Source organism: Pseudoroseicyclus sp. CXY001 (assembly GCF_041714655.1).
Classification (GTDB): domain Bacteria; phylum Pseudomonadota; class Alphaproteobacteria; order Rhodobacterales; family Rhodobacteraceae; genus Pseudoroseicyclus_A.
In genome coordinates, this window is record NZ_CP168219.1 from 1512308 (window position 1) to 1535590 (window position 23283).

Annotated in this window: 21 protein-coding genes and 1 tRNA gene; 12 read left to right on the plus strand and 10 right to left on the minus strand. The window is 68.9% G+C overall.

Annotation, left to right across the window (positions count from 1 at the left end):
* Positions 1-14: 14 nt before the first annotated feature.
* Entirely contained in the window at positions 15-893 is an 879-nt protein-coding gene (gene miaA, locus ACAZ03_RS07290) for a tRNA (adenosine(37)-N6)-dimethylallyltransferase MiaA (RefSeq protein ID WP_373356769.1), read from the minus strand.
* A gap of 78 nt (positions 894-971) precedes the next feature.
* Here miaA and pyrH point away from each other — a divergent pair, with 78 nt between their 5' ends.
* Positions 972-1694, plus strand: a complete 723-nt coding sequence (gene pyrH / locus ACAZ03_RS07295) for a UMP kinase (RefSeq protein ID WP_373356770.1) — start codon at positions 972-974, stop codon at positions 1692-1694.
* 3 nt (positions 1695-1697) lie between these two features.
* On the opposite strand, the gene ACAZ03_RS07300 is transcribed toward pyrH, so the two are convergent.
* Both ACAZ03_RS07300 and acnA read right to left on the minus strand, forming a co-directional pair.
* Positions 1698-2315: a hypothetical protein gene (locus tag ACAZ03_RS07300; RefSeq protein WP_373356771.1), complete on the minus strand. Its 618-nt coding sequence runs from the start codon at positions 2313-2315 to the stop codon at positions 1698-1700.
* A gap of 72 nt (positions 2316-2387) precedes the next feature.
* Complete coding sequence (gene acnA, locus ACAZ03_RS07305; RefSeq protein ID WP_373356772.1) at positions 2388-5165, minus strand: aconitate hydratase AcnA; 2778 nt, start codon at positions 5163-5165, stop codon at positions 2388-2390.
* 207 nt (positions 5166-5372) lie between these two features.
* Between acnA and ACAZ03_RS07310 the strand changes: the two genes are divergently transcribed.
* Positions 5373-6119, plus strand: a complete 747-nt coding sequence (locus ACAZ03_RS07310) for a DUF1223 domain-containing protein (RefSeq protein WP_373356773.1) — start codon at positions 5373-5375, stop codon at positions 6117-6119.
* Positions 6120-6267: 148 nt separating this feature from the next.
* Here the strand turns inward: ACAZ03_RS07310 and ACAZ03_RS07315 are convergent, their stop codons facing one another.
* A complete protein-coding gene (locus tag ACAZ03_RS07315) occupies positions 6268-7359 on the minus strand; it encodes a FliG C-terminal domain-containing protein (RefSeq protein WP_373356774.1) in 1092 nt (363 codons plus the stop codon).
* A gap of 180 nt (positions 7360-7539) precedes the next feature.
* Here ACAZ03_RS07315 and ACAZ03_RS07320 point away from each other — a divergent pair, with 180 nt between their 5' ends.
* On the plus strand, positions 7540-8577 hold the full coding sequence (locus ACAZ03_RS07320) for a dipeptidase (RefSeq protein WP_373356775.1): 1038 nt from the start codon (positions 7540-7542) through the stop codon (positions 8575-8577).
* 247 nt (positions 8578-8824) lie between these two features.
* Here the strand turns inward: ACAZ03_RS07320 and ACAZ03_RS07325 are convergent, their stop codons facing one another.
* Positions 8825-9967: a CaiB/BaiF CoA transferase family protein gene (locus tag ACAZ03_RS07325; protein WP_373356776.1), complete on the minus strand. Its 1143-nt coding sequence runs from the start codon at positions 9965-9967 to the stop codon at positions 8825-8827.
* Positions 9964-11157, minus strand: coding sequence for an acyl-CoA dehydrogenase (locus ACAZ03_RS07330; protein ID WP_373356777.1), 1194 nt, complete (start codon positions 11155-11157; stop codon positions 9964-9966). The genes ACAZ03_RS07325 and ACAZ03_RS07330 overlap by 4 nt, the downstream gene beginning before the upstream one ends.
* A 529-nt stretch (positions 11158-11686) precedes the next feature.
* Between ACAZ03_RS07330 and ACAZ03_RS07335 the strand changes: the two genes are divergently transcribed.
* Genes ACAZ03_RS07335 through ACAZ03_RS07345 form a run of 3 tightly spaced genes read left to right on the plus strand, consistent with a single transcriptional unit; the run spans position 11687 to position 14045 of the window.
* Positions 11687-12967 (plus strand): flavin-containing monooxygenase, encoded by a 1281-nt coding sequence (locus ACAZ03_RS07335; protein WP_373356778.1) that lies wholly within the window; start codon positions 11687-11689, stop codon positions 12965-12967.
* Positions 12967-13377 carry a RidA family protein gene (locus ACAZ03_RS07340; RefSeq protein ID WP_373356779.1) on the plus strand — a complete coding sequence of 137 codons (411 nt, stop codon included), beginning with the start codon at positions 12967-12969 and terminating at the stop codon, positions 13375-13377. The genes ACAZ03_RS07335 and ACAZ03_RS07340 overlap by 1 nt, the downstream gene beginning before the upstream one ends.
* Positions 13374-14045 (plus strand): DUF1028 domain-containing protein, encoded by a 672-nt coding sequence (locus ACAZ03_RS07345; protein ID WP_373356780.1) that lies wholly within the window; start codon positions 13374-13376, stop codon positions 14043-14045. The genes ACAZ03_RS07340 and ACAZ03_RS07345 overlap by 4 nt, the downstream gene beginning before the upstream one ends.
* Here the strand turns inward: ACAZ03_RS07345 and ACAZ03_RS07350 are convergent.
* The 3 genes from ACAZ03_RS07350 to fabI all read right to left on the minus strand — a co-directional run bounded on the left by ACAZ03_RS07350 (position 14021) and on the right by fabI (position 15885).
* Positions 14021-14491 carry a hypothetical protein gene (locus tag ACAZ03_RS07350; protein WP_373356781.1) on the minus strand — a complete coding sequence of 157 codons (471 nt, stop codon included), beginning with the start codon at positions 14489-14491 and terminating at the stop codon, positions 14021-14023. The genes ACAZ03_RS07345 and ACAZ03_RS07350 overlap by 25 nt on opposite strands.
* A 4-nt stretch (positions 14492-14495) precedes the next feature.
* Positions 14496-14999, minus strand: a complete 504-nt coding sequence (gene gpt, locus ACAZ03_RS07355) for a xanthine phosphoribosyltransferase (protein WP_373356782.1) — start codon at positions 14997-14999, stop codon at positions 14496-14498.
* Between the two features lie 82 nt (positions 15000-15081).
* Complete coding sequence (gene fabI, locus ACAZ03_RS07360; RefSeq protein ID WP_373356783.1) at positions 15082-15885, minus strand: enoyl-ACP reductase FabI; 804 nt, start codon at positions 15883-15885, stop codon at positions 15082-15084.
* 110 nt (positions 15886-15995) lie between these two features.
* On the opposite strand from fabI, the gene pdxH reads away from it, so the two are divergent.
* From pdxH to ACAZ03_RS07390, 6 genes are all read left to right on the plus strand, one after another.
* On the plus strand, positions 15996-16601 hold the full coding sequence (pdxH, locus tag ACAZ03_RS07365; RefSeq protein WP_373356784.1) for a pyridoxamine 5'-phosphate oxidase: 606 nt from the start codon (positions 15996-15998) through the stop codon (positions 16599-16601).
* A gap of 124 nt (positions 16602-16725) precedes the next feature.
* Complete coding sequence (locus ACAZ03_RS07370; RefSeq protein ID WP_373356785.1) at positions 16726-17271, plus strand: cold-shock protein; 546 nt, start codon at positions 16726-16728, stop codon at positions 17269-17271.
* Positions 17229-17747, plus strand: a complete 519-nt coding sequence (locus tag ACAZ03_RS07375) for a DUF192 domain-containing protein (RefSeq protein ID WP_373356787.1) — start codon at positions 17229-17231, stop codon at positions 17745-17747. The genes ACAZ03_RS07370 and ACAZ03_RS07375 overlap by 43 nt, the downstream gene beginning before the upstream one ends.
* Positions 17748-17787: 40 nt before the next feature.
* Positions 17788-17864, plus strand: a tRNA-Pro gene (locus ACAZ03_RS07380).
* Positions 17865-18442: 578 nt separating this feature from the next.
* Positions 18443-22099: a vitamin B12-dependent ribonucleotide reductase gene (locus tag ACAZ03_RS07385; RefSeq protein ID WP_373356788.1), complete on the plus strand. Its 3657-nt coding sequence runs from the start codon at positions 18443-18445 to the stop codon at positions 22097-22099.
* Positions 22100-22119: 20 nt separating this feature from the next.
* Complete coding sequence (locus ACAZ03_RS07390) at positions 22120-22392, plus strand: hypothetical protein (RefSeq protein WP_373356789.1); 273 nt, start codon at positions 22120-22122, stop codon at positions 22390-22392.
* Positions 22393-22551: 159 nt separating this feature from the next.
* Here the strand turns inward: ACAZ03_RS07390 and ACAZ03_RS07395 are convergent, their stop codons facing one another.
* Positions 22552-23277, minus strand: coding sequence for a YoaK family protein (locus tag ACAZ03_RS07395; protein ID WP_373356791.1), 726 nt, complete (start codon positions 23275-23277; stop codon positions 22552-22554).
* Between the last annotated feature and the right edge of the window lie 6 nt (positions 23278-23283).

Sequence of the window (23283 nt, forward strand, 5' to 3'; positions counted from 1 at the left end):
GCGGCATCAGGCGGTTAGCCCTGAGAGAGCCAGGTCCAGCCGCGCATCCGCGCGCGAAACCAGCTCCGCTGGCGTTTTGCATATTGGCGCGAGAGCGTCAGCACCGCCTCGCGCAGCGCCGCTTCGGAGAGCCGGCCCTCGACATGGGCGACGAGCTCGCGGGCACCGATGGCCTTGCTCGCCGGATGGGCCGGCGAGAAGCCGGGCGCCATGGCGCGGCCCTCCTCGAAGAGGCCGGCCTCCATCATCTGCGCGAATCGCCTGGCGAGCCTCGGGTTCAGCCAGGGCGGCGGCGCCTCGAGCACGAAGGCGGCGGTCTGGTCGAGGTGCAGGAGCGGCGGCGGCGTCTCGTCCTGCCAGGCGCGGATGCCGGTGCCGGTGGCGGTCAGCACCTCCCAGGCGCGCTGCACCCGGGCGCGGTTGGCGAGGTCGAGCGCGGCACGGCTCGCCGCGTCGAGCCCGGCGACGAGGGCGGAGAGCGGCATCTCGTCCGCCGCGGCGCGCACCTCGGGCGGGGTCGGCGGGATCTCCGCCAGACCCTCGGTCAGTGCCGTGAAGTAGAGCCCCGTGCCGCCGGTGACGATCAGCCGCTCGCCCGAGGCGAGGAGGGGGGCGATGTCGCGGAGCCAGGCGCCCACCGAATAGGGCCGGTCGGGCGGCACATGGCCGTAAAGCGTATGGGGCGCGCGGGCGAGATCCGCCTCATCGGGGCGCGCCGTCAGGATGCGCCAGCCGGCGAAGACCTGCAGGGCATCGGCGTTCACGACCGTGCCGCCGAGCGCCTCGGCGAGGCCGAGCGCCAGCGCCGACTTGCCGCTGCCCGTCGGCCCGGCGATCAGGATATGGCGACGCTCCGGCGGCAGCGCCTCCAGCACCTGGTCTACCTGCGTCATCGCCTCCGGCGGCATTGAACCTCACCCGTTTTTGCCTATGGTCGCGGCCTAGCATGAAATCGGCGGAAGGGGATGCGCATGACCGAGGCGAGACCGACGTACAAGCGTGTCCTTCTGAAGATTTCCGGCGAGGCGCTGATGGGCGACCAGTCCTTCGGGCTGCATCCGCCGACCGTCCAGCGAATCGCCCGCGAGGTGCAGAGCGTCCACGAGCTCGGCGTCGAGATCGCCATGGTGATCGGCGGCGGCAACATCTTCCGCGGCCTGTCCGGCTCCGCCCAGGGGATGGAGCGTTCGACGGCCGATTACATGGGGATGCTGGCGACGGTGATGAACGCGCTCGCCATGCAGAGCGCGCTCGAGCAGCTCGGCATCTATGTGCGGGTGCAGACGGCGATCCCCATGGATCAGGTTTGCGAGCCCTACATCCGCCGCCGCGCCGTCCGGCATCTGGAAAAGAAGCGCGTGGTGATCTTCGCCGCCGGCACCGGCAACCCCTATTTCACCACTGACACGGCCGCGACGCTCCGCGCCAACGAGATGCATTGCGAGGCGATCTTCAAGGGCACCAAGGTCGACGGGGTCTATGACAAGGACCCGAAGAAATTCCCCGATGCCAAGCGCTACGACGAAGTGAGCTATGACGAGGTGCTGCAGAAGCACCTGGGCGTCATGGATGCCTCGGCCATCGCGCTGGCCCGGGACAATTCGCTGCCCATCATCGTCTTCTCGCTGGACGAGCCCGGCGGCTTCCGCGGCATCCTCGCGGGGCAGGGGACCTACACGATCGTCCGGGAATAGGCGTCAGCCGCCGTCGCGCAGCTCTTCGATGAGGCTCTGCCGGATCTGCCGCCGTTCGCGGCGGCTGAAGATCTGGCGCGTGAACGGCGTGAGCGGGATCACATCCGCCGGCGTCGCCCGCCGGTCGATGCGAAAGGCGCGGGTGGCCGCAATCTCCAGATCGTCGCCGCCGAAGGCGCAGATGACCATGATCTCGGCCTGTTCCACGTCATCCGCCGTCTCCGCCCGGCCCGCGAGCGTGATGTCGAGGAGCTTGCGGAAGCTGCCGAGGCTTATGAAGCCGGCGCGCTCCAGAGGCCCATGGCTCGTGACGCCCGGCGCCTCGGCCGCGTCGCCCGAATGGCTCAGTAGCTCGCGGTCGGTGATCGTTTCGGTCACCGGACCCGCGGGCAGATGCGCCGTGCATTTCGCGCTCTGCGGATAGATCGGCTCGGCGCTCATGTTCGACACGAGGCAGAGCGCGCCCAGATCAGAGCCGCCGCCGCGGTTGATGATGACCCGGGGGCGCCGCGCGCGGCGATAGGTCGTCACGAATAGCTGCAGATAGACGATCCACACCGCCAGCGTGCCGGGGCCGACAGCCAGGTTGAGGGCAGGGGCATTTGCGGCGATCCACTCCATCGGGGTGGCAACCGGCGAGGGGCGGAAAGGTTCCGAGGGGCGGCGGGGATGCCCGCCGCCCCTCGGGGTAGATCAGCTCGCCTTGGCGAGGTTCCTGAGCACGAAGTGCAGCACGCCGCCGTTCTCGATGTATTCGATCTCCGGCGCCGTATCGATGCGGCAGCGGATCTCGATTTCCTTCGACGTGCCGTCGCCATAGGTGATCGTCGCCTTGACCAGCTCCTGCGGCTTGACGGTCTCGAGCCCCGGGATGTCGACGGTTTCGTCGCCCTTCAGGCCGAGCGAAGACCGCGTGTCGTCGCCCGTGAACTCGAACGGGATGACGCCCATGCCGACGAGGTTCGACCGGTGGATCCGCTCGAAGTTCTCGGCGATCACCGCCTTGACGCCGAGAAGCGCGGTGCCCTTCGCCGCCCAGTCGCGCGACGAGCCGGCGCCGTATTGTTCACCGGCGAAGATCACCAGGGGCGTGCCCTCGGCCTGATAGGCCATGGCGGCGTCGTAGATCGCCATCTCGGAGCCGTCCGGCCCGAGCGTGTAGCCGCCTTCCACCCCGTCCAGCATCTCGTTCTTGATGCGGATATTGGCGAAGGTGCCGCGCATCATCACCTCGTGGTTCCCGCGGCGGGAGCCGTAGGAGTTGAACTCGCGGACGGGCACCTGGTGCTCGACCAGATACTTGCCGGCGGGCGTCGTGTCCTTGAACGAGCCGGCGGGCGAGATGTGGTCGGTCGTCACCATGTCGCCGAGGATCGCCAGCACCCGGGCGCCCTTGATCGATTTGATGGCGCCCTTCTCGGGGCCCATGTCCTCGAAATAGGGCGGGTTCTGCACATAGGTGGAGGCCGGCGGCCAGGAATAGGTCTCGCCCTTCGAGGTCTCGATGGCCTGCCAGCGCTCGTCGCCCTTGAAGACGTCGGCATATTTCTCCTGGAAGGCCTCGCGCGTGACGGTCCTGTCCACCAGCTCGGCGATCTCGGCCTGGCTCGGCCAGATGTCCTTCAGGTAGACCGGGTTGCCGTCCTGATCGTTGCCGAGCGAAGCGGTCGTGATGTCGACATTCATGTCGCCGACGAGCGCATAGGCGACGACGAGCGGCGGCGAGGCCAGGTAGTTGGCGCGCACATCGGGGCTGATCCGCCCCTCGAAGTTCCGGTTACCGGAGAGCACCGAGACGCCGATCAGGTCATTGTCGTTGATGCACTTGCTGATCTCGGGCTCGAGGGGCCCCGAGTTGCCGATGCAGGTCGTGCAGCCGTAGCCGACGAGGTTGAAGCCGATGGCGTCCAGATCCTCCTGCAGGCCGCCGGCCTCGAGGTAGTGCGAGACGACCTGGGAGCCGGGCGCCAGCGAGGTCTTCACCCAGGGCTTCCGCGTCAGGCCTTTCTCGCGGGCCTTGCGGGCCAGAAGGCCGGCGCCGATCATCACATAGGGGTTCGACGTGTTGGTGCAGGACGTGATCGAGGCGATCACGATGGAGCCGTCGTGAAGCTGGTAATGCCCGTCGTCCGTGGGGACGAAGCCGTGCATGTGGTGCCCCTCGTTGCCGGGGATGTCATGCGGCTCGGGGGCGCCGCCCTCACCTTCCCAACGCACCTCGGCGCGGGCGGAGGCGTCCTTGCCCTCGCGGATGCCTTTGACGTAGGCGTGGAAATTCCCCGCCGCCTTGTCGAGCGTGATGTAATCCTGCGGCCGCTTGGGGCCCGAGATGGCGGGCACGATGGTGCCCATGTCGAGCTCCAGCGTCGAGGAATAGACCGGCTCGTAATCCGGGCCCCGCCACATGCCGTTCTCCTTGGCATAGGCCTCGACCAGCGCGATGCGGCCCTCGTCGCGGCCGGTCTGGCGCAGGTAGCGCAGCGTCTCGTCGTCGATGGGGAAGAAGCCGCAGGTGGCGCCGTATTCCGGCGCCATGTTGGCGATGGTGGCGCGCTGGGCGAGCGGCAGGTTGTCGAGCCCGGGGCCGTAGAATTCCACGAACTTGCCGACGACGCCGTGCTGGCGGAGCATCTCGACGACCTTGAGCACGAGGTCGGTGCCTGTCGTGCCCTCCATCATCTCGCCGGTGAGCTTGAAGCCCACGACCTCGGGGATGAGCATCGAGATCGGCTGGCCGAGCATGGCCGCCTCCGCCTCGATGCCGCCGACGCCCCAGCCGAGGACGGCGAGACCGTTGACCATGGTGGTGTGGCTGTCGGTGCCGACGAGCGTGTCGGGGTAGGCGACCTCCTCACCCGACTGGTCGGTATCCGTCCAGACGGTCTGGGCGAGATATTCGAGGTTCACCTGGTGGCAGATGCCGGTGCCCGGGGGCACGACGCGGAAGTTGTCGAAGGCGCCCTGGCCCCATTTGAGGAACTCGTAGCGCTCCATGTTGCGCTCGTATTCGCGGTCGACATTGAGCTGGAAGGCGCGGGGATTGCCGAATTCGTCGATCATCACCGAGTGGTCGATGACGAGGTCGACGGGGTTCAGCGGGTTGATCTTCTGCGCATCGCCGCCGAGCGCCTTGATGCCGTCGCGCATCGCCGCGAGGTCCACCACGGCGGGGACGCCGGTGAAATCCTGCATCAGCACGCGCGCCGGGCGATAGGCGATCTCGCGGGGGTTCCTGCCGCCGTTGGCGCCCCATTCCGCGAAGGCGCGGATATCGTCGAGCGAGACGGAGAAGCCGTCATCCTCGAAGCGCAGGAGGTTCTCCAGCACCACCTTCAGCGAGGCGGGCAGCCGGCCGAAATCGCCGAGGCCGGCCTCGGTGGCGGCGGGGATGGAGTAATAGGACACGGTGGCCCCGCCCGCCGTCAGGCTGCGGCGGGTGTTGGCACTGTCTTTACCGGTGACGATGGGCATGGGGTGGCCTCCTCGGATGAGTATCGCGGGTGACGGACTTGCCCCTTCTCTCGCGCAAGCGAAGGGCGCGATCAAGGGCGGCTGGCCACCGTATACTGTTGTATACCGTGGAGTGCAAGAGGCGGATCGGCCACGCCTGCGGCCGCTCCCGGACGCGTCAACAAGCGTTGATTGGTCATTGCAGATGACCTCGGCTAGGGAGGGGGCATGATGAAGGCGGAGTATTCCATGCAGGCCTTGAAGGCAGGTATCATCGCATTTCTCATGGGCTTTTCGCCGGCGGTCGCACAAGACGCGCCGGCCGCGCCGCCCGTGGGTCAGCCGCCGGTCGTGGTGGAGCTCTATACCTCGCAGGGCTGCTCGTCCTGCCCGCCGGCCGATGCGCTTCTGCAGCAGCTCGCGGGCCGGCCCGAGGTCATCGCCCTCGCACTGCATGTCGATTACTGGGACTACATCGGCTGGGAAGACAGCTTCGCCCGGCCCGAGTTCACCCAGCGCCAGCGCCGCTATGCCCGCGCCGCCGGTGCCAGCGCGATCTACACGCCGCAATTCGTCGTCTCCGGCCAGCAGCATGTCATCGGCGCCCGGCCGATGGAGTTGATGGACGGCATCCGCGCCGCCGCCGCGGCGATGGAGCCGATGGGGCTGACGATCGAGCGGCAGGGCGACGGGGTGCGCATCCGTGCCTCCGCGCTGCCGCAGCCGCGCCCGCTCGTCGTGCAGCTCGTCCGCTACATGCCGCGCGAGACGGTCGATGTGCTGCGCGGCGAGAATGCCGGGCTGGCGCTCAGCTATGCCAATATCGTCACCGACTGGACCGCCGTCGCCGAATGGGACGGCGCCGCGCCGCTCGACATCGAGGTCGAGGCGCCGGGCGACGCGCCGCTCGTCGTGCTCGTGCAGGATGCCGGCCAGGGCCGCATCTGCGCGGCCGCACGGCTGCTGCCCGGCTGACCCGGCCCGCGTTTTCCGCTTGTTCGATGACCGCCGGTCCTGGCTGGTCAGAGGCTGGCCCGGGGCGCGCATTCCCGCGCCGCCGCCGCTCTCGCATATTCGGTCGGTCAGCCCGCCCCCATCGGCCGGCGCCGCACTCTCGAAGAGGTTATTCGTCCTCTTCGTCGTCTCCAACTTCGATGAGGGAGATCTCGCCCGCCTCGACGGCGGCGCGGATCGCGCCCACCATCTCGGACATGGCGGCCTCTCCCTCGGCCTTCTTCACGCGCCCGCGCTCGGTAACCCCCTCGCGCAAGGCCTCCGCCATCCGCCCCGGCAGGCCGGAGAGGATGAACTCCGCCGCCGCCGCCTCGTCGCCGCCGATCGAGGCGGCGGAGGCGAGCGCGGCGACAAGCACGTCGTTCTCGACATTGCGGGTGACCTTCGGCAGGTCGAGCGGCTGCACGCGCTCGGGGATGTTGCCGAAGGTGAAGATCGCCTTGCGGACGCCCTTCGCGAAGTCGGGATCTTCGGCATCCAGCGCCTCCAGCACCTCGTCACGGGTCTGCGGCTTGGAGGAATTTAGGATCGTGCCGAGCCGGGTCTCCGGCATGTCGGCAAAGGCGGTGGGCGGCCGGGTGCCGTATTCGGCGGCCAGCGCCTGACCGATGCGGGCCACGGCGGCGGGCGAGATGCCGGCCGTCTGGCTGACGGCGAAGGCGATGCGCCGCGCCCGCTCGCCCGGCAGCTTGCCGAGCAGCTCCGCCGCCTTGCCGGCGGGCAGCTTGGAGAGCGTGACGGCCGCGACCTCGGTGCATTCCTGCTCCATGATCGGCACCAGGTGCTCGACCTTGAGCGCGGCGACCTGAGACCAGGGGTCAGTGGCGCCGGAGGGCGTCTCCCGATGGAGCCGCGCGGCGGCGCTCGGCGACAGCCGGTCGCGGAGCGCGGCAAGAGCCTCCTCCAGCCCGCCGGCGCCGGTGAGGCCGATGCTTTCGAGATCGCCGAGAAATTCGTTGGCCACCGCCTCGACCGTCGCGCGGTCGATGACCTTGAGCTGGCCGAGCTCGCGCGTCAGGTCGAGCTGCACCTCCTCCGGCAGCTTCGAGAGCGAGATCTCGCTGCCGTCGCGCAGGAGCATCTGCACCACCATCGCCGCCTTGCGCCGCCGGGTGAGCCCGGTGACCGGGGCCGGGGCGGGCGCGGCCGACAGGGCCGGCGCCGCGGCCGGCTTGTTCAGGGCGGCCAGCGGGCTGGCCATTGGGGTGAAGGCAGGCGTGCTCATGGCAGGCGGGTCTCACAGCTTTGTCGTCTCGTCTTCCCCTCTTAGCGCCTCTTGGTGAACAGGGGATTGACCGCGGGACAGGCGCCCCGGCCCCCGCTGGCAGTAGAAGGCGATCGGCCCTAGGCTCGGGGCTCGCCAGCTCAGCCCGGAGGCCCCATGACCATCCCCGTCTTCGACGGTCACAACGACCTGCTCCTCGCCCTCGCCACCGGCGGCACGACTGTCGCACTCGTGCGCGACGGCGGCGGGCCGACGCAGATCGACGCGCCGAAGGCGCAGGCGGGCGGCCTCGCCGGCGGGCTCTTCGCGCTCTGGGCCTGGGACGAGGACGAGGATTTCGGCCCCCTCGAGGGCGCCAGCTACGACCCGCCCCTGCCGGGCGCGCTCGACGAGGGCGCGGCGCTCCGCCGGGTGATCGCCGAGGTCGCGGAGTTCCGGGCGCTGGCCGCGGCCGGCGTCATCCGCCCCTGCGTGACGGCGGCGGAGATCGAGGCGGCGCTGCCCGGGGAGGCGATGGCCGCCGTCCTCCACCTCGAGGGCGCCGATTGCATCGATCCCGAGTTCCGGGCGCTGCATGTGCTGCATGCGCTGGGGCTCCGCTCGATGGGGCTCGTCTGGAGCCGCAAGACGCGCTGGGCCGAGGGCGTGCCGTTCCGCTTCCCCTCCGGCCCCGACACCGGGCCGGGGCTGACGGAAGAGGGAAGGGCGCTTGTCCGCGAGGCGGGGACCTTGGGAATCGCGCTCGACCTCAGCCACCTCAACGAGAAGGGCTGCGACGACGTGGCGGCGCTGACGGGCAAGCCGCTCATCGCCAGCCATTCCTGCGCCCATGCCCTCGCCCCCCATGCGCGCAACCTCACCGACCGGCAATTGGACCAGATCGCCGAGACCGGCGGGCTCGTCGGGCTCAACTTCGCCCGCGCCTTCCTCAGCCCCGACGGCCAGATGGGCGCCGATGTGCGGCTCGAGACGGTAATCCGGCATCTCGACCACCTGCTGGAGCATCTGGGCGAAGGCGGCGTGGCGCTGGGCTCGGATTTCGACGGGGCGCAGGTGCCGGAGGAAATCGGCGACGCCGCCGGCCTGCCGGCCCTCATCGGCGCGATGGAGCGGGCGGGCTATGGCGAAGCGCTGATCCGGCGGATCGCGCACGGGAACTGGGTGGATGTGCTGAGGCGGACCTGGGGGGCGTGACCGTCCGGGGGGCCGGGCCTTTGGCCCGGGTGGAGGCTCTGCCTCCACACCTCCGAGGTATTTATGGCCAGATGAAAGGGGATCGGGGAGAAGGATCAGCGGCGGTGCCGAGGGGGGCGCGGGCCGAGGTAAGGCGCTGATTTGGCGGATCGTGCATGAATTTTGCTGTCGGGCAGGGCCGGCCCGTTGGGCCGGGTGGAGGCTCTGCCTCCACACCTCCGGCATATTTCCGGCCAGATGAAGGGGATCAGGACGAGAAGGACCAGCGGCCGGCGCCGAGGAGGGGGGCGGCCTTCTCGGTGGTGAGGGGGGAGCGGGAGAGGCGGATGGGGGTGCGCAGGCCCGGGATGCCCTCGGGGGCGATGGCCATGGCGCGGGCCTCGGCCTGGGGGTCGGCCAAAGCCTCGGGCACCCGGTTGATCGGGCCGCCGGGGACGCCGGCGGCGGTCAGCGCGGCGATGAGATCGGCGCGGGAACGGCCGGCGGTGGCGGAAGAGAGGATGGCGGCGAGGGCGGCGCGGTTGGTGACGCGGTCGCCGTTCGTCGCATAGGCGGGGTCGGCGGCGAGGGAGGGGAGGGCGAGCACCTCGCAGAGGGCGCGGAACTGCCGGTCGTTGCCGCAGGCGATGATGAGATGGCCGTCGGCAGCCGGGAAGACCTGATAGGGCACGATGTTCGGATGGGCATTGCCCAGCCGCCCCGGCTCCTGCCCGCCGATCAGCCAGTTCGCCGCCTGGTTCGCCAGCACCCCGAGCCCGGTGTCGAAAAGCGCCAGATCGAGCTGCTGGCCGAGGCCGGAGCGGGCGCGCTCGGCCAGCGCCGCCTGCACGGCGATGGTGCCGTAGAGCCCGGTGAAGATGTCGATCCACGCGACGCCGACCTTCTGGGGCTCGCCCTCGGGCTCTCCCGTGAGGTCCATGATGCCGCTCATGCCCTGGACGAGGAAATCATAGCCCGGCTGGGAGGCGCGGGGGCCGTCCTGCCCGAAGCCGGTGATGGAGGCATAGACGAGGCCGGGGTTGGCCTCGCGGAGGCTCGGATAATCGAGCCCGTATTTCGCGAGCCCGCCGACCTTGAAGTTCTCGATGAGGACGTCGGCCTCCGAGATCAGCGCCTTGAGGCGGGCGAGGTCGTCCGGCTGGCCGAAATCGCAGATGACGGAGCTCTTGCCCCGGTTGGTGGCGTGGAAATAGGCGGCGACGCGCTCGGTGCCGCCGCGGCCGTCATCGCGGTCGAGAAAGGGCGGGCCCCAGCGGCGGGTGTCGTCGCCCTCCGGCGCCTCGATCTTGATGACCTCCGCCCCGAGGTCGGCCAGCGTCTGGCCGAGCCAGGGGCCGGCGAGGATGCGGGCGAGTTCTACGACCTTGAGGCCTGCAAGCGGCGCGCTCATCCGAAGGCCTGTATCCCCGTCTGGGCCCGGCCGAGGATCAGCGCATGGACGTCATGCGTGCCCTCGTAGGTGTTCACCGTCTCGAGGTTCTGGGCATGGCGCATCACCTGATACTCGATCTGGATGCCGTTGCCGCCATGCATGTCCCGCGCCATCCGGGCGATGTCGAGCGCCTTGCCGCAATTGTTGCGCTTGATGAGGGAGACCATCTCGGGGGCGAAGCGGCCCTCGTCATAGAGCCGGCCCACGCGGAGCGCCGCCTGAAGGCCGAGCGCGATCTCGGTCTGCATGTCGGCGAGCTTCTTCTGGTAGAGCTGGGTGGCGGCCAAGGGCTTTCCGAACTGCTTGCGGTCGAGCCCGTAGGAGCGGGCGCGGTGCCAGCAGTCTTCGGCGGCGCCCATGACGCCCCAGGCGATGCCGTAACGCGCCCGGTTGAGGCAGCCGAAGGGGCCGCCCATGCCCTCGGCATCGGGCAGAAGCGCGTCTTCGGAAACCTCGACGCCCTCCATGACGATCTCGCCGGTGATGGAGGCCCGGAGGCTCAGCTTGCCGCCGATCTTGGGGGCGGAGAGGCCTTTCATGCCCTTCTCGAGCACGAAGCCCTTCACCTTGCCGCCGTGAGCGTCCGACTTCGCCCAGACCACGAACACATCGGCGAAGGGGGCGTTGGAGATCCACATCTTGGAGCCGGTGAGCCGGTAGCCGGAGGAGGTTTTCTCGGCGCGGGTCTTCATGCCGCCGGGGTCGGAGCCGGCATCGGGCTCGGTAAGACCGAAGCAGCCGATCCACTCGCCGGAGGCGAGCTTCGGCAGGTACTTCCTGCGCTGCTCCTCGGAGCCATAGGCATGGATGGGGAACATCACGAGAGAAGACTGGACGGACATCATCGAGCGGTAGCCCGAGTCCACCCGCTCCACCTCGCGGGCGACGAGCCCGTAGGTGACGTAGCCGGCGCCGAGGCCGCCGTATTCCTCCGGAATGGTGATGCCGAGAAGGCCCGCCTCGCCCATCTCGCGGAAGATGGCGGGGTCGGTCTCTTCGTTGAGATAGGCGGAGGTCACGCGGGGGGCGAGCTTGTCGGCGGCGAAGGCGCGGGCCGCCTCGCCGATCATGCGCTCGTCTTCCTCAAGCTGGTCGCGGAGGAGGAACGGATCCTCCCAGGTGAAGGGCTCGCCCTTGATGCCGGCCATGTCTCGCCTCCCTTGGTTGGCCTATCCTTGGCGCGGGGGGCGGCGGAGGGCAAGGCGGGGGGCCCGATGTCGCTCGGGCTTTGGCCCCGTCCGACGTCAGGTCTTTCCCCCGCCCGGCGCGGTGGCGGTCGTCCGGGCTGGGACCGTGTGGTGGGTTACAAACCCACCCTACGCCTCGGCCCATCGGTCCCGCCCATTCCCCCGCCCGGTGCGCGCCGCAGGCGCAGGGCGAGCGCCGGCCCGTCCCGCGGGCTGGCGCTCTGGTTGAGCAGCGCTGACATTCGGGCGGAGGATGTGGCGGCACCATAAAGTGCGATGCGGAATCGTCGGAGCGCCACCCCCCGGGCCGGCGCTCGCCCCGCGCGGCGAGGATTGCGCTTGGGGCGGGCGAGGCGGTGGGTTGGAAACCCACCCTACGCCTGGTCCGGCGTCGCGCGAGCGCGGGGCGGACCCACCGGGTTTACGCTCCTGCGCCCTTGCCGCCGGCGCACGCCCGGGCCAGTCTCGCCCGGCAACGAACGGGGGCGTCATGGCGGTCGAGCGAACGGATGTGCTGGTGGTCGGCGCGGGGCAGGCGGGGATCGCCATGAGCGAGCACCTCTCCCGCCAAAAGATCCCGCATCTCGTCCTCGAACGCGGCCGGATCGCGGAGAAATGGCAATCGGGCCGCTGGGATTCGCTCGTGACCAACGGCCCCGTCTGGCACGATTGCTTCCCCGGCCTCACCTTCGAGGGCGACACCGAGGCCTTCGCGCCGAAGGAGGAGGTCGCCGCCTATTTCCGCCGCTATGCGGAGATGATCGAGGCGCCGGTCCGCACGGGCGTCGAGGTCACCGAGGCGCGGCGCTGCGAGGGGCGGCCGGGCTTTCATGTCACCACATCGGAGGGGGAGGTCGAGGCGCGCTTCCTCGTCGCCGCGACCGGTGCCTTTCAGGTGCCGGTGATCCCTGATGTGGTGCCGCAGACGCCCGGGCTCACGCAGATCCATTCCTCCGACTACCGGAACCCCGGCCAGCTCCCCGAGGGCGGCGTGCTCGTCGTCGGCGCCGGGGCCTCCGGCGCGCAGATCGCCGAGGAGCTGCTGGAGGCGGGCAGGGCGGTGCATCTCGCCATCGGCGATCACGACCGGCCGCCGCGGCGCTACCGGGGGCGCGACTTCACCTGGTGGCTCGGGGTGCTCAACAAATGGGATGCCGAGGCCACCCCCGGCGATTCGCATGTGACCATCGCCGTCAGCGGCGTCGGCGGCGGCAAGACCGTCGACTTTCGGGCGCTGGCGGCGCGGGGGCTTCATCTGCATGGGCGGCTCGAGCGGCATGACCGGGGCACGGTGCATTTCGCCCCCGACCTCGCCCGCAGTCTCGCCGATGGCGACGCCAGCTACCTCAAGCTCCTCGACGAGGCGGATGCCTTCGTGCTGCGCAACGGGCTGAGCCTGCCGGAGGAGCCGGAGGCGCGGGAGATGCTGCCCGATCCGCCCTCCGTCACCGATCCCGTCCTCTCGCTCGACCTGACGGCGGAGGGGATCACGACGATCCTCTGGGCCACCGGCTTCCGGCAGGATTATTCCTGGCTCAAGACCGACAGTTTCGACGAGGACGGCCACCCGATCCACACCCGCGGCATCGGGCAGGAGCCGGGGACGTATTTCCTCGGCCTGCCCTGGCAGACGCGGCGCGGCTCCTCCTTCATCTGGGGGGTCTGGTACGATGCCGGCTATATCGCCGATCACATCGCCAAGCAGCGCGGCTATCTCGATTTCTCGCCGCCCCGCCCGATCCAGGAGCGCGACCCCGAAAGGAAAGCCTGATGGCACATCAACGCATCCGCCCCTTCAACACGGGCGACACCTATCCCGAGCAGCGGCTCGACAACGACCTCGCGCAGGGCGTCGTCGCCTCGGGGCGGGTCGTCTACCTTCGCGGCCAGTGCCCGCAGGACCTCGACACGGCGGAGAACATCGCCAGCCACGACCCGGCCGAGCAGGCGCACAAGGTGATGCAGAACATCCGCCAGCTCATCGAGGAGGCGGGCGGCGAGATGGCGCATCTGGTGAAGCTCGTCGTCTACCTGACGGACATCCGCAACCGCGAGCCGGTCTACCGGGTGATGGGCGAATACATCCGCGGCGTGCATCCCGTCTGCACCGGGCTCGTCGTCGTGGCGCTGGCCCGGCCGGAATGGCTGGTCGAGATCGACGCAACGGCGGTGATCCCGTGACCTTCTCCATCGTCGGCCGCTGTGCGGAGACGGGGCAACTGGGGATGGCCATCGCCTCCTCCTCGCCCGCCGTCGCCGCCCGCTGCGCCTTCGCCCGCGCCGGGGTGGGCGCGGTGGCGACGCAGAACGTCACCAACCCGGCGCTCGGGCCGGCGGTGCTGGCGCGGTTGGCGAAGGGGATGGAGGCCGAGGCGGCGCTGGCGGCGGTGATGGGGGAGGAGCACTTCCCCGAATTCCGTCAGGTGCTTGCGGTCGATTCCTCAGGCAGAACCGCCGTGCATTCCGGGCCCCGGGCGCTCGGCACATGGTCCTCCGCCATCGGCGAGGATTGCGCGGCCGGCGGCAACCTTCTTGCCGATGCCGGCGTCCCGGCGGCGATGGTTGCGGGCTTCTCCGCACCGGGTGCGCTCGGCGACCGGCTGATCGCCGCCATGGTGGCCGGGCTACGCGCCGGCGGCGAGGCCGGGCCGATCCATTCCGCCGGGATGCTGCTCGTCCATGAAGAGGCCTGGCCCTATGCCGAGCTCCGCTGCGACTGGACGGAGGGCGACCCGGTGGCCGAGATCGCCCGCGCGTGGGAGGTCTATGCCCCCCAGGCGGCCGACTACGTCACCCGCGCGCTCGACCCGACGGCTGCGCCCTCCTACGGGGTGCCGGGGGACGAGTAGTCCTTCGGCAGGGCGATCACGAAGACCTCCGCCGCGACCAGCAGCGTCAGCGCGAGCTGCAGAAGGAGCCCCCTTTGCCCGCCGTCGGTGAGGTCGAGCCCCTCGCTGAGCCAGACCGCCACGCCCACGACGAGCACGAAGACGAGCCCCGCCGACAGATGCGCCCAGAGGAGCGGTTGCGCCTTCAGCGCCGTCTCGAACCGCCGCGCCATGGCGGCGGCGAAGAACACCACCGGGATCGAGCCGAGCGCCACGAAGCCGCCGAGGAAGGGGAAGAAACGGATATAGGTCCAGAGGAAGTCGCCGGGCTCCCGCCAGCCGCCGGCGATCAACCCGTAGAGCGGGAAGATCAGCAGAAGTTCGGCCGCAAGGGCCGCGGCCCAGGCCTTGAAGACGGCATTCTCCGCCGGGGTCGCCGCTCGGCCGCCCTGGCGATGCATGCGCAAGAGGTCAGTCCTTGCCCCGGTAGGGCTCGACATATTGCAGGGCCATGTCCCAGGGGAAGAAGATCCAGGTGTCCTGGCTCACGCCCGTGATGAAGGTATCCACCATCGCCTCGCCCTTGGGCTTGGCATAGACCGTGGCGAAATGCGCCTTCGGATAGAGATCGCGGACGAGCTCCAGCGTCTTGCCCGTGTCGACGAGGTCGTCGACGACGAGAATGCCGGTGCCGTCGCCCATCATCTCGGCGTCCGGATGCTTGAGGACATTCGCCGAAGCCTGGCTCTGGTGATCGTAGCTCTTGACGCTGATCGTATCGACCGTGCGGATGTCGAGCTCGCGGGCCACGATCATCGCCGGGGCCATGCCGCCGCGGGTGATCGCCACCACGGCCCGCCATCCGCCCTCCGGCCCCCGCCCGTCGAGCCGCCAGGCGAGCGCGCGCGCGTCGCGATGGAGCTGGTCCCAGGAGACGTGAAAACCCTTTTCATGGGGCAGGCGGTCGGCGGCCATCGGCAAGTCTCCGTCACGGGGTCGGTGGTCGTGTCCGCCCGGCAGGGCGGCAGGGCAGGCCCGACGGGCCCGCGGGCCTTTTCTACTTCTCGATATCGGGGGCGTCGACCGCCTTCATGCCGACGACATGGTAGCCGGCATCCACATGCAGGCATTCGCCGGTGACGCCGGAGCCGAGGTCGGACAGAAGATAGAGCGCCGATTTGCCCACATCGCCTGTGGTGACATTGCGGCGGAGCGGCGAGTTGTATTCGTTCCACTTCAGGATGTAGCGGAAATCGCCGATGCCCGAGGCCGCCAGCGTCTTGATCGGCCCGGCGGAAATGGCGTTGACGCGAATGCCGTCCTTGCCGAGATCCTCCGCCATGTAGCGGACGGAGGCCTCGAGCGCCGCCTTGGCGAGGCCCTGGACGTTGTAATGCGGCATGACCTTTTCGGAGCCGTAATAGGTCAGCGTCACCATCGAGCCGCCCTCGTTCATCATCGCCGCGGCGCGCCGGGCGACGGCGGTGAAGGAATAGACCGAGATGTCCATCGAGACGCGGAAGTTCTCGCGGCTGGTGTCGACATAGCGGCCGCGAAGCTCGTTTTTATCAGAAAAGGCAATGGCATGGACGAGGAAGTCGATGTTGTCCCACCGCTCCTTCAGGGCGGTGAAGAGCCCGTCGATCGACTCGTCGGAGCCCACGTCGCATTCCGCCATGAAATCGGAGCCGAGCGAGGCCGCGAGCGGCTCCACGCGCTTCTTCAGCGCTTCGCCCTGGTAGGAGAACGCCAGCTCGGCGCCCGCCTCCGCCAGTGCCTTCGCGATGCCCCAGGCGATCGACTTGTCATTCGCCAGCCCCATGATGAGGCCGCGTTTGCCCTCCATCAACCGATCGCCCATCTCACCCTCTTGCCTTGCTGCCCCCCGCCCTCATCCTCTAGGCGATAGCTAAGATTGCATCAAGGCGTCGCGCGGCCAAGGGTCGCCGGCATGTACCCGGGGAGGCGCAGGTGGGTGAGAGGCAAGGGATTTTTGCGGGCGATGACCCTTTCGCGCTGGCGCGGGCCTGGCTGGCGGAGGCCGCGGCCAGCGAGCCGCGCGATGCCAATGCCATGGCGCTGGCAACGGCGGATGCCGCCGGCCTGCCCGATGTGCGCATGGTGCTTCTGAAGGAGATCGAGGACGACGGATTCGTCTTCTACACCAACTACGAGAGCGCCAAGGGGCAGGAGCTGGCGGAAAATCCGCAGGCGGCGCTGGTGCTGCACTGGAAGTCCCTCGGCCGCCAGGTGCGGGCGCGGGGGGCGGTGGAGCGCGTCGAGGGGGAGCAGGCCGATGCCTATTACCGCTCCCGCGCGCTGCAGAGCCGGCTCGGCGCCTGGGCCTCGCAGCAAAGCCGCCCGCTCGCCAGCCGCGCGGCGCTGATGGCCGAGGTGGCGAAGGTGGGCCTGCGCCACGGCACCGACCCGGAGCGGCCGCCCTACTGGGGCGGCTTTCGAATCCGCCCCTCCCAGATGGAATTCTGGGCCGACGGCGCCTACCGGTTGCACGACCGTTTTCGGTGGACGCGTCAAACGGGCACGCTCGCGTGGAAAGTTGACCGTCTGAACCCCTGAAAACCGCGCTTCGTGAAATGAAGGCGTTGCTAAGGGGGTTGTAATTAAAGCCCAGATTGGGTCAGTTTCTCGGTCAAGGACAGAAGGCGGTACGCCACTCACCTGCCGCCGGGGACCGGTAATGATGCAGACATACGATGCTGACCGGCCCGCGTTGCAGGGTCAGGTTAAATGGTTTGACCCGGCCAAGGGGTTCGGGTTCGTGATAGCCGACAGCGGCGGGCCGGATATCCTGCTCCACGCCAATGTCCTGAGGAATTTCGGGCAGAGTTCCGTGGCCGACGGCTCCCGCATCGAGCTGCGGGTGCAGCAGACCGATCGCGGCATGCAGGCGACGGAGGTGATTGCCATCGCGCCGCCCGCCGGGCCGGTGAATGCCGTCCTTGCCGATCTCGCCGAGCTCGACCCCGACATGCTCGCCTCCCGGCCGCTGGAGCCGGCCCGCGTCAAATGGTTCGACAAGGGGAAGGGGTTTGGGTTTGCCAATGTCTTCGGCCTCGGCGACGATGTGTTCATTCACGTCGAGGTGCTGCGCAAGTCGGGCCTCGCCGATCTCATGCCCGGCGAAGCCGTCTGCCTTCGGGTGATCGACGGCAAGCGCGGGCGGATGGCAACGGAGGTGCTGCCTTGGGATTCCGCCCTGTCAGAGGAAGGCTCGGAAGAGCCGTAGGCCGCGCGATTCTTGCCGCCACGCTCGCCACCACAGCCGTCACAGCCGCCGCCACAGCCGCCTGGGCCGTCGATTGCGACGAGGGCCGCGTCACGCTGCGCGGCGACTGGGGGCAGGCGAAGTTCACGGTCGAGCTGGCCGACGAGCCGGCGGAGCGCTCGCAGGGCCTCATGAACGTGCCCGAGATGCCGATGCTGGCCGGGATGCTCTTCGTCTACGAAGAGCCGACTCACGCCACCTTCTGGATGCGCAACACGCTCATCCCGCTCGACATGCTGTTCTTCGACCCCGAGGGCCGGCTGGTGACGCTGCATGAGAATGCCGTGCCGATGGACGAGACCGTCATAGATGGCGGCACCGGCATCCAGTACGTGCTCGAGATCAACGGCGGCATGGCGGCGCGGCTCGGCATCGCGGAGGGAGACCTCATGGCCCATCCCGCGCTCGGCGAGGGCGCGGCGCTCGCCTGCGACTGACCTTTGCGTTCGGGCAGGGCGCGGGGTAGAGAACCGGCGTCGGGGCGTAGCGCAGCCTGGTAGCGCATCTGCTTTGGGAGCAGAGGGTCGCAGGTTCGAATCCTGCCGCCCCGACCAATCCGCATATCAGTTCCATGAGCGCGGCTCTGCGCCGGCCCGGGCTTGGGGCCGGGCATGGGCAGCCCCGGCCGATTCTCCTGCCGCCCATATGTTGCGATTCCATGACAGCCGGCGGCGCCCCGCCGTTCTCCCTCCAGATTTGCCCATCATTTGTGCGGCGGCTACAATCGGTGGTATGCCGCCCCAGAGTTTGATGTGACCCTTGAGAACTGGCGGCCAAGCGGCTGCCCGTCTTGGATTTCTCCCGTCGGCCCTGCCTCGGGAGAACCCTGTGAGCAAATCTGTGCGGGAATCGGGTGAGCCACGGTCAAGCGCAAAAACCGCCCCAGAGGGGTGAAAAATCCGTTGACCTCGACCGTGAAAACCGGCCAGCTAGTGGGCGTCGACCCGATGCACACAAGATGTAGTGGTCGCAGGTTGCGAGAGCAGGTCTACTGATATTCCGCGGCGCCCCTTGACCGAAGGGGGCCGTCTGCCCCGGTGAGGGGTCCTGGCTTTCGCGCATCGTGACGCCCCGCCGAGGGGCGTTCTGGACACCAGACGGGCAGAAGCCCGCGAGCCGAACGAGGTAAGGGATGAAGATCGACCGCATGTTCACCGAGGCCGAGGGCGACGCCTACGACGGCATCGACTTCCGCGTCACCGCTTCGGAGATTCGCAATCCCGACGGCAAGGTCGTCTTCCGTCTCGACGAATGCGAGGTGCCCGCGGCCTGGAGCCAGGTCGCCTCCGACGTCATCGCGCAGAAGTATTTCCGCAAGGCCGGCGTGCCCTCCAAGCTGAAGCGCGTTCGCGAGAAGGGCGTGCCGAGCTTCCTGTGGCGCTCCGTCGCCGCCGAGGGCGCCGAGATGGGGGGCGAGACCTCCGCCCGCCAGGTCTTCGACCGGCTGGCCGGCGCCTGGGCCTACTGGGGCTGGAAGGGCGGCTACTTCACCACCGAGGCCGACGCCCGCGCCTATTACGACGAGATGCGCCACATGCTGGCCGCTCAGGTCGCCGCGCCGAACAGCCCGCAGTGGTTCAACACCGGCCTGCATTGGGCCTACGGCATCGACGGGCCGGCGCAGGGCCATTCCTATGTCGACGACAAGACCGGCGATTTGGTGAAGAGCTCCTCCGCCTATGAGCGGCCGCAGCCCCATGCCTGCTTCATCCAGTCCGTGCAGGACGATCTGGTGAACGAGGGCGGCATCATGGACCTCTGGGTCCGCGAGGCGCGGCTCTTCAAATATGGCTCCGGCACCGGGACCAACTTCTCGTCGCTGCGCGGCGAGGGCGAGTCGCTCTCCGGCGGCGGCAAGAGCTCCGGCCTCATGGGCTTCCTCAAGATCGGCGACCGCGCCGCAGGCGCCATCAAGTCGGGCGGCACGACGCGCCGCGCCGCCAAGATGGTCATCGTCGATGCGGATCACCCCGACATCGAGCAGTTCATCGAATGGAAGGTGCTCGAGGAGCAGAAGGTCGCGGCCCTCGTCGCTGGCTCCAAGATGCACGAGAAGCGCCTGAACGGCATCTTCGCGGCCATCAAGGCCTGGGACGGCAAGGTCGAAGACGCATACGACCCGGCCGTGAACCCGGGGCTGAAGGACGCCGTGCGCAAGGCCAAGCGCGACTCCATCCCCGAGACCTATATCAAGCGCGTCCTCGATTACGCGCGGCAGGGGCACGATTCGATCGAGTTCCCCACCTATGACACCGACTGGGACTCGGAGGCCTACAGCTCCGTCTCCGGCCAGAATTCCAACAACTCGATCCGCGTCACGGATGCCTTCCTCAAGGCCGTGCAGGACGATGCCGACTGGGAGCTGATCAACCGCACCTCCCGCAAGGTTGCGAAGACCGTCAAGGCGCGCGAGCTCTGGGACAAGATCGGCCATGCCGCCTGGGCCTGCGCCGACCCGGGCATCCAGTTCCACGACACCGTCAACGCCTGGCACACCTGCCCGGAAGATGGCGCGATCCGGGGCTCGAACCCCTGTTCGGAATACATGTTCCTCGACGATACGGCCTGCAACCTGGCCTCGATGAACCTCTTGACCTTCTTGGAGGGCGATGAATTCGCCGTCGAGCGCTACATCCACACGACGCGGCTCTGGACGATCACGCTCGAGATCTCCGTCGCCATGGCGCAGTTTCCGAGCGAAGAGATCGCCCGGCTCTCCTACAAGTTCCGCACCCTCGGCCTCGGCTATGCCAATATCGGCGGGCTCCTGATGAACATGGGGCTGAGCTACGACAGCGACGGCGGCCGGGCCATGGCCGGGGCGCTGACGGCGATCCTGACCGGCACGGCCTATGCGACCTCCGCCGAGATGGCGGGCGAGCTCGGCGCCTTCGCGGGCTACGAGAAGAACGCCGCCCACATGCTGCGCGTCATCCGCAACCACCGGACGGCCGCGCAGGGCAAGACCGAGGGCTACGAGGGCCTCGCGGTGAAGCCCGTCGCGCTCGACCACGCCTCCTGCCCCGACCGGCGCCTGCCGGTGCTGGCGGAACAGGCCTGGGACGAGGCGCTGACCCTCGGCCAGAAGCACGGCTACCGCAACGCGCAGGTCTCGGTCATCGCGCCGACGGGCACCATCGGCCTCGTCATGGATTGCGACACGACCGGCATAGAGCCCGACTTCGCGCTGGTGAAGTTCAAGAAGCTCGCCGGCGGCGGCTACTTCAAGATCATCAACCGCTCGGTGCCGGCGGCGCTGGAGCGGCTCGGCTACCGTGCCACCGAGATCCAGGAGATCATCGACCACGCGGTGGGCCGCAAGACGCTCGCCGACGCGCCGCGGATCAACCACACCTCGCTCCTCGGGCATGGCTTCGGCCAGGCGGAGCTGGACAAGATCGAGGCGGCGCTGCCGTCGGCCTTCGACATCCGCTTCGTCTTCAACCAGTGGACACTGGGCGAGGCCTTCTGCCGCGACACGCTGGGCATCCCGGCGGCGAAGCTGGCCGACCCGACCTTCGACCTTCTGAAGCACCTCGGCTTCACCAAGGCCGATGTCGAGGCCGCGAACGATTATGTCTGCGGAACCATGACCCTGGAGGGCGCCCCTTATCTGAAGGATGAACATCTCAGCGTGTTCGACTGCGCCAATCCCTGCGGCAAGAAGGGCAAGCGGTTCCTGTCGGTCCAGAGCCACATCACCATGATGGCGGCAGCTCAGAGCTTCATCTCCGGCGCCATCTCGAAGACGATCAACATGAGCAATGCCGCGACGATCGAGGATTGCCAGAAGGCCTACGAGCTCTCCTGGTCCCTCGGCGTGAAGGCCAATGCGCTCTACCGTGACGGCTCGAAGCTCTCGCAGCCCCTCGCCTCGGCCCTCATCGAGGACGACGAGGAGGCCGAAGAGATCCTCGAGACCGGCACCCCGGCCGCCCGCGCGCAGGTCATCGCCGAGAAGATCGTCGAGAAGGTCATCGTCAAGGAGATGGTGCGCACCCACCGCGAGAAGATGCCCGAGCGGCGCAAGGGCTACACCCAGAAGGCCATCGTCGGCGGCCACAAGGTGTATCTCCGCACCGGCGAATATGCCGATGGCTCGCTCGGCGAGATCTTCATCGACATGCACAAAGAAGGCGCCGGCTTCCGCGCCATGATGAACAACTTCGCCATCGCGGTGTCAGTCGGGCTCCAGTACGGGGTGCCGCTCGAGGAGTTCGTCGACGCCTTCACCTTCACCAAGTTCGAGCCGGCCGGGATGGTGCAGGGCAACGAGACGATCAAGTCGGCGACCTCGATCCTCGACTATATCTTCCGCGAGCTGGCGGTGAGCTATCTCGACCGGACGGACCTCGCCCACGTGAAGCCGCAGGGCGCGAGCTTCGACGATCTGTCGCATGTCGAGCCGCACTCGGAAGAGGCCAATCTCGGCCCCGTCACCGACGGCGCCGCCTACAAGAGCCTCGCGGTGCTCAAGCAGATCAGCTCAACCGGCTATCTGCGCAAGCGCCTGCCGCAGGAGCTCGTCGTCCTGCAGGGCGGCGCGGCGGTGGCGCTCAACGGCACCACCGGCGGCGCGGCCGCGGCGGCGACGCTGCCCACCGGCTCGCTCTCGGGCGTGGAGGCGAGCTCCGGGCTCGCCACAACGACCCAGATCTCTGCCCGCGACAAGGCGCGGATGCAGGGCTACGAGGGCGATCCCTGCGGCGAATGCGGGAACTACACGCTGGTGCGCAACGGCACCTGCATGAAGTGCAACACCTGCGGGGGCACGTCGGGCTGCAGCTGAACCAAGGCGGAGGGCGAGACATGCGGGTGATGGTGAACGGCCGGTTCACGGGGGCAGGGCGCAGCGTCGCGGTCTCGGCGCCGGTGGTGACCCTGCCCTCGGGCGAGCGGATCGCCTATGTCTCGCCCCCCTCCAAGGCCGTGCGCGGCTGGCTCGAGGAAGGCGCGGAGTTCGCCTTCGAGAGCGAGGATCCGGGCGACGTCGTGACCCCGGTGCTCTGGGGCCAGGCCTCGCCGGACTGGCGGGTCAGCGGCGCCTATGTCGACCTCTACGAGGTCGCCATCATGAATTGACGGAATCCCCGGCGCCTGCGGGCGTCACTGGGGGGAACGCGGGTCGGGCCGCAGGCAGAATACTTCGAGCGGTACACAAGTGAGCCCGATCAGCGAAACTCTACAAGGCGCCCCTCGGGGCGCCTTTTTTCTTGCGGCAGGGGCGGCGTGCCCCGGCGCTCACCTTCCCCCGGGCCGCGATCCGGCATGCCCCCGCGCGCGCCGCGCGCGGAGCATCTCCGTCAGGGCGACGGCGATGAGGAAGGCGGCGGCGGCGATGAAGAGCCAGTTGCCGATGAGGCCGAAGAGCAGCGCCCCCGCCAGCCCGCCGAGGGCGAAGGAGGTGAGGGTCGAGAAATGCAGGCGCAGCTTGGGGCGCGCCTCGGCCCGGGCCTCCTTCGTGCCGGCGAGGGCGGCCAGCTCGATGCCGATATCCGTCGCCATGCCCGAGACATGCGTCGTGCGGACGCGCGAGCGCGAGATCAGCGTCGTCGCCGCGTTCTGCAGCCCCATGACGAAGCTCAGCGCCAGCATCAGGTGGCCCGCCTCGGTGGCCGACCAGCGCAGCATCACCGCCCCGAGCCCCAGAAGGATCAGCCCCTCGGCGAGGATCGCGGCGGCATAGACCGAGCGGACGCCCCGGCGCTCGCCGGCCTGGATGGCCGCGGCGGCGAGCCCCGCCCCGCAGATGAAGGCCACCAGCAACCCGCCGAAGGACAGCGCCTGCAGGATCCGCCCCCCGGCCAGCTCGTCGGCCAGCGCCGAGACATTGCCCGTCATGTTCGCCGTGAAGGAGCCCGCGATCAGAAAGCCGACGGCGTTGAGCGCCCCGGCGACGAAGGAGAGGATCGCCGCGAGCGAGACGTCGATCCTGTCCGTCCGTTCATCGCCAACGCGGATCAGCATGGAAAA

What these genes read in the sequence shown, in the direction of transcription:
- miaA (WP_373356769.1), bottom strand. Translation starts at nt 893, where the DNA reads ATGACGCAGGTAGACCAGGTGCTGGAGGCGCTGCCGCCGGAGCGTCGC.
- pyrH (WP_373356770.1), top strand. Translation starts at nt 972, where the DNA reads ATGACCGAGGCGAGACCGACGTACAAGCGTGTCCTTCTGAAGATTTCC.
- ACAZ03_RS07300 (WP_373356771.1), bottom strand. Translation starts at nt 2,315, where the DNA reads ATGGAGTGGATCGCCGCAAATGCCCCTGCCCTCAACCTGGCTGTCGGC.
- acnA (WP_373356772.1), bottom strand. Translation starts at nt 5,165, where the DNA reads ATGCCCATCGTCACCGGTAAAGACAGTGCCAACACCCGCCGCAGCCTG.
- ACAZ03_RS07310 (WP_373356773.1), top strand. Translation starts at nt 5,373, where the DNA reads ATGATGAAGGCGGAGTATTCCATGCAGGCCTTGAAGGCAGGTATCATC.
- ACAZ03_RS07315 (WP_373356774.1), bottom strand. Translation starts at nt 7,359, where the DNA reads ATGGCCAGCCCGCTGGCCGCCCTGAACAAGCCGGCCGCGGCGCCGGCC.
- ACAZ03_RS07320 (WP_373356775.1), top strand. Translation starts at nt 7,540, where the DNA reads ATGACCATCCCCGTCTTCGACGGTCACAACGACCTGCTCCTCGCCCTC.
- ACAZ03_RS07325 (WP_373356776.1), bottom strand. Translation starts at nt 9,967, where the DNA reads ATGAGCGCGCCGCTTGCAGGCCTCAAGGTCGTAGAACTCGCCCGCATC.
- ACAZ03_RS07330 (WP_373356777.1), bottom strand. Translation starts at nt 11,157, where the DNA reads ATGGCCGGCATCAAGGGCGAGCCCTTCACCTGGGAGGATCCGTTCCTC.
- ACAZ03_RS07335 (WP_373356778.1), top strand. Translation starts at nt 11,687, where the DNA reads ATGGCGGTCGAGCGAACGGATGTGCTGGTGGTCGGCGCGGGGCAGGCG.
- ACAZ03_RS07340 (WP_373356779.1), top strand. Translation starts at nt 12,967, where the DNA reads ATGGCACATCAACGCATCCGCCCCTTCAACACGGGCGACACCTATCCC.
- gpt (WP_373356782.1), bottom strand. Translation starts at nt 14,999, where the DNA reads ATGGCCGCCGACCGCCTGCCCCATGAAAAGGGTTTTCACGTCTCCTGG.
- fabI (WP_373356783.1), bottom strand. Translation starts at nt 15,885, where the DNA reads ATGGGCGATCGGTTGATGGAGGGCAAACGCGGCCTCATCATGGGGCTG.
- ACAZ03_RS07370 (WP_373356785.1), top strand. Translation starts at nt 16,726, where the DNA reads ATGCAGACATACGATGCTGACCGGCCCGCGTTGCAGGGTCAGGTTAAA.
- ACAZ03_RS07385 (WP_373356788.1), top strand. Translation starts at nt 18,443, where the DNA reads ATGAAGATCGACCGCATGTTCACCGAGGCCGAGGGCGACGCCTACGAC.
- ACAZ03_RS07390 (WP_373356789.1), top strand. Translation starts at nt 22,120, where the DNA reads ATGCGGGTGATGGTGAACGGCCGGTTCACGGGGGCAGGGCGCAGCGTC.
- ACAZ03_RS07395 (WP_373356791.1), bottom strand. Translation starts at nt 23,277, where the DNA reads ATGCTGATCCGCGTTGGCGATGAACGGACGGACAGGATCGACGTCTCG.